Below are 4,639 nucleotides of genomic sequence, written 5' to 3'. Positions count from 1 at the left end.
CGGCCATGAGCGCGACGGCGCTGCCGCTCGCGGCCCTGTTCCCGGTCCTGGACCTCAAGACCTGGGGGATGATCTCCGGTGTGGCCGGGCTGCTCCTCGTGTGGTTCGGGGGGTACGGCCTGTTCGAAAAGGTCATGACGGCGCTGGTGGGCGTGATGTTCGTCACCGTGGTCGGCCTGGCGGTACTGGTCACGCCGGACCTGCCGCGCCTCCTGACCGGCCTGTGGCCGACGTTGCCGGAAGGGTCATTGTTCTACACCCTCGGCCTGATCGGCGGGGTTGGGGGCACCATCACCATGGCCGCCTACGGCTACTGGCTGAACGCCAAGGGTTGGAAGGGGCCGGACTGGATCGGCGTCATGCGGCTCGACAACCGCGTCGCCTACCTCGTCACGGGCGTCTTCGTCGTGGCCATGCTCATCGTGGGCGCCGAACTGCTGCACGCGGGAGGCGTGGCGCTGGCGAGCGGCGACCGCGGCCTGCTCGACCTGGGCGCGGTGCTCGAGGACCGGTTCGGCCAACCTGTGGCCGTAGCGTTCCTGGTCGGCTTCTGGGCGACGACGTTCTCCAGCCTGATCGGCGTCTGGCAGGGGGTCAGCCTGCTGTTCGGCGACTTCTGGGCCCACATGCGCGGCCGGCCCGAGGAAGACGGCGTGCGCGCCGACGGCGGCCCGGCGTTCCGGGTCTACGCCCTGTGGCTGACCTTCCCGCCGATGCTCCTGCTGTTCATGGATCGGCCCTTCGCCCTGATTGTCGCCTATGGCGCCCTGGGCGCGCTGTTCATGCCGTTTCTGGCCGGGACCCTGCTGTGGCTGCTCAACTCGCCGCGGCTGCCCGCCGAATGGCGCTCTGGCTGGCTGTCGAACACCCTCCTGGCCGCCGCGGCGCTCCTGTTCGCCGCCCTCGCCGGGCGCGAGCTGATCGGCCTGTTCTAGGCCTCGCGCCCGCGAGGCAGCATTTCGGCCACCACGGCGGTCAGGTCGGTCTGCCGGAACGGCTTGGCCAGGCGAGGCAGGCCGGCGGCCTCCGCATCGGTCAGGGTCGCATACCCGGTAATGAGCAGAACCGGCGTGCCGGGTCTGAGCGACCGAGCCTCACGCGCAAGCGACGCGCCCGTCATGCCCGGCATTGCGTAGTCGGTGACCAGCAGGTCGAACACCAAACCGCTGCGGATCATCTGCAGCGCGTGATCGGCGGAAGCCGCCTGGACCACCCGATAGCCGGCCTCGGCCAGCATCTCTCCGGCGCCTGCCCGCACCAGGTCCTCGTCATCGACCAGAAGCACCGTCGCGGAGGTTGGCGCCGCCGTCTCGGTCTCGGCGCGGCCGGGCTCCGCTTCGGCCGAGCCTTCCGCCGCCGGCAGCCAGAGGGTGGCGGTCGTGCCCTTGCCCGGCTCGCTCTCCAGCACAAAGGCGCCGCCTGACTGAACCGCCATTCCGTGCACGGAGGAAAGGCCCAGCCCGGTGCCCCGTCCGACACCCTTGGTGGTGAAGAAGGGCTCCACCGCACGGGCCAGGGTGGCCCGGTCCATGCCCGTGCCGGTGTCGGTCACGGTCAGCTTCAGATAGCGTCCTTCGGCCAGGTCCGGCGGGGCGCCGTCGGCCTGCACCGCGATGTCGAGTGAGCCCCCGTCGGGCATGGCGTCGCGGCCGTTGACCGCCAGGTTCAGCACCGCGAGTTCGAGCTGGTTGGGATCGATAAGGGCCGGCGCCAGGCTTTCCTCGGCCCGGACCGTCAGGGCGACCTGCGGCCCGAGCGAGCGGCTGATCAGGTCCTCCATGCCCCGCAAGAGTGCGCCGACATCGACCGGGCGGGGCTGCAGGTGCTGGCGGCGGGAAAAGGCGAGCAGGCGCTGCACCAGGGTTCGCGCCCGATCGGCGGCCTGGAGCGCGCCGTCGGTCAGGCGGATGGCGCGCTCATCGTCGCCCAGCCGGCGCCTCAGCAGGTCCAGCGCCCCCACGATGGGGGTCAGCAGGTTGTTGAAGTCGTGGGCCACCCCGCCCGTCAGCTGGCCGATTGTCTCCATCTTCTGGGACTGGACCAGCGCCTCCTCGGCCCGCAGCCGCTGGGCGACCTCCGCCTCGACGCGGGCCTCCAGGGTGGCGTTCAGCGCCTGCAACTCGGCTTCGGCCTTCTGGCGCTGCCGGATCTCGGCCTGGGCCGACTGGAACAGCCGCGCATTGTCGATCGCGACGGCCGCCTGGCCTGCCAGCCCTGCCAGCCCGCGCTCGGCGTCCTTGCCGAAGACCGCGGGTTGTGGGTGTCCGAAGAACAGACCGCCCAGCACTTCGCCTGTGCGCGACCGCACCGGTACGGCCAGATAGGAGCGCACCGGCAGGTGCCCTTCAGGCATGCCGCTGTGCGGCGAATTCCTTCCGTAGCGGGGGTCCTGGGTGATGTCGTCGGACCGCACGATCCCTTCGCCCGCGAAGGTGGGGGCGAAGACCTCCGTGTTCCGCGGCATCGGAAAGCGCGAGAACGCCTCAACCGGCACGCCCGAGACCGAATACAGCATGTAGCTGCCGCCCTCGTCGTCGAGCACGTTGTAGAAGAAGGCCCCGAACTGGGCGCCGGTGAGGGCCACGCCCGCGTCGGTGATGCGCTGGACCACCGCGGCCAGATCCATGTCGGCGGCGACCACCGCGCCCGCCTCGTTGAGGATCTCCAGCGCCCGCTTCTCGGCGATCAGGGCCTGCTCGGCCCGCCTGCGTTCGACCGCAGATCGGGTGACGTTGGCGACCTCGCGGATGAGGCTGAGCTCCTCCGGCGTCCAGTCCCTCCGGTCTCCGTGGTTGAGGTAGAGCAGGGCGACGAAGGAGCCCTCCTCGGTCACCGGCATGTTCACGATCGATCGGGCGTTGATGGCCTCCAGCGCCGCAGCCGTATCGCGCGTTCGCGGATCCTCCCGCGCATCGGCGAACACCACCGTCTCGCCGCGCTTCAGGTCCTCGATGTAGGAGCCGTAGTCCCGGAAGTTCAGAACGCCAGCCAGACTCTGCACGCCGGGCGCGTTCCAGTCCCGCTCTATGGTGATGGTTTCGCGTCGCGGATCGATCAGGCCATAGCCGGCGCGGTCCACGCCCATGGCGCGCGCCAGGATCTCCGCGGCCGCGAAGGAGATCTCCTCCGGGTCGCTCAATTCGGCGATGCGCGCGTTCACCTCCAGAAGCACGGCGTTGCGCGCCTCGCGTTCGCGCCCGGCCGACTCGGCGGCCTTCAGCTCGTCGATGTCGGTGGCCGTGCCGTACCAGCGCACGATTTCGCCGTCGTCGCCGCGCGCGCACTCGGCCCGGCTGACGTGCCAGGCCCAGCCGCCGTCTCTCAGGGCCAGCCGATGCTCGCAGGCGTAGGGCTCGCCGCTCGCGCGCGAGGCCTCCCAGGCCGCGGCGGTGCGCTCCAGATCGTCTGGATGCACCATCGGGGCCCAGTCGAAGCCCGCTTCCGCATCCCCGCCCAGCCCGGCATATCGCTCACGGCGGGCATTGTAATAGTCGACCCGGCCGTCTGGCCCGGCGGTCCAGACAAGCTGCGGCATGGCTTCGGCCAGCTCGCGAAAGCGGCCTTCGCTTTCCCTCAGCGCCGCCTCCGCGCGCCGTGCGGCGCTCAGGTCCACGACCAGGGCGAAAAAGCCCTCGATCTTGCCGTCGGGCCGGATGTCCGGGGTGTATTCGGCGCGGATGTGGCGCGTGCCGCCGTCGCGATAGGCGACCGGTCCCTCGAAATGGGTCGGTTCGCCGCGCAGGGCCGCTTCGATGCGGGGTTTCAGCGACTCATAGGCCTCGGAGCCCAGCACCTCGGCCATCGTGCGGCCCAGCAACTGGTCGCGCGGCTTTCCGAACCAGGTCTCGTAGGCCTGATTCACAAAGCGGTATCGGGTGTCCGCGCCAATCCTCGAAACCAGAACGGGCATGGCGTCAGCCAGCCGCTCAAGCTCGCGCAAGCGGTCACCGCCTTCAGAAATCGCCTCACCGTCGCTTGCCAATCACGCCCCCATGGTCCGCGCGCGGACCGGCCCGAACGGCTGCAACGCGCGGCGGGGTGGTTGGTTGCGCGCTTTAGCTGTCCAGGAAGCTCCGCAGCTTCCGCGACCGGCTCGGGTGCTTCAACTTCCGCAGGGCCTTGGCCTCGATTTGGCGGATGCGCTCACGCGTCACCGAGAACTGCTGGCCGACCTCTTCCAGGGTGTGGTCGGTGTTCATGCCGATGCCGAAGCGCATGCGCAGCACCCGCTCCTCGCGCGGCGTCAGCGACGCCAGCACGCGGGTCGTCGTCTCGCGCAGGTTCGACTGGATGGCCGCGTCGATCGGCAGGACGGCGTTCTTGTCCTCGATGAAGTCCCCGAGGTGGCTGTCCTCCTCGTCCCCGATGGGGGTTTCGAGCGAGATCGGCTCCTTGGCGATCTTGAGGACCTTGCGGACCTTCTCCAGCGGCATGGCCAGGCGTTCGGCCAGCTCCTCCGGGGTCGCCTCGCGGCCGATCTCGTGCAGCATCTGGCGCTGGGTGCGGACGATCTTGTTGATCGTCTCGATCATGTGGACCGGGATGTGGATGGTCCGCGCCTGGTCGGCGATCGAGCGGGTGATGGCCTGGCGGATCCACCACGTCGCATAGGTCGAGAACTTGTAGCCGCGGCGGTACT

Annotated in this window: 3 protein-coding genes; 1 reads left to right on the top strand and 2 read right to left on the bottom strand. The window is 69.8% G+C overall.

Annotated features, from left to right (window positions below; translation table 11 throughout):
• A partial coding sequence (locus tag Q0M60_RS09750; RefSeq protein WP_296818729.1) for an Nramp family divalent metal transporter occupies window positions 1-935 on the top strand: 935 nt, incomplete at its 5' end.
• On the opposite strand, the gene Q0M60_RS09745 is transcribed toward Q0M60_RS09750, so the two are convergent.
• Window positions 932-3,940 carry a PAS domain-containing protein gene (locus tag Q0M60_RS09745; protein ID WP_296818727.1) on the bottom strand — a complete coding sequence of 1,003 codons (3,009 nt, stop codon included), beginning with the start codon at window positions 3,938-3,940 and terminating at the stop codon, window positions 932-934. The genes Q0M60_RS09750 and Q0M60_RS09745 overlap by 4 nt on opposite strands.
• A gap of 115 nt (window positions 3,941-4,055) precedes the next feature.
• Window positions 4,056-4,639 (bottom strand): sigma-70 family RNA polymerase sigma factor (locus Q0M60_RS09740; RefSeq protein WP_296818725.1); only part of this gene is annotated, 584 nt, incomplete at its 5' end.

The organism is Brevundimonas sp., from assembly GCF_024711105.1.
Lineage (GTDB): Bacteria > Pseudomonadota > Alphaproteobacteria > Caulobacterales > Caulobacteraceae > Brevundimonas.
Note: the sequence above shows the minus strand (reverse complement) of the source record. Positions and strands in the feature narration are given on the sequence as shown.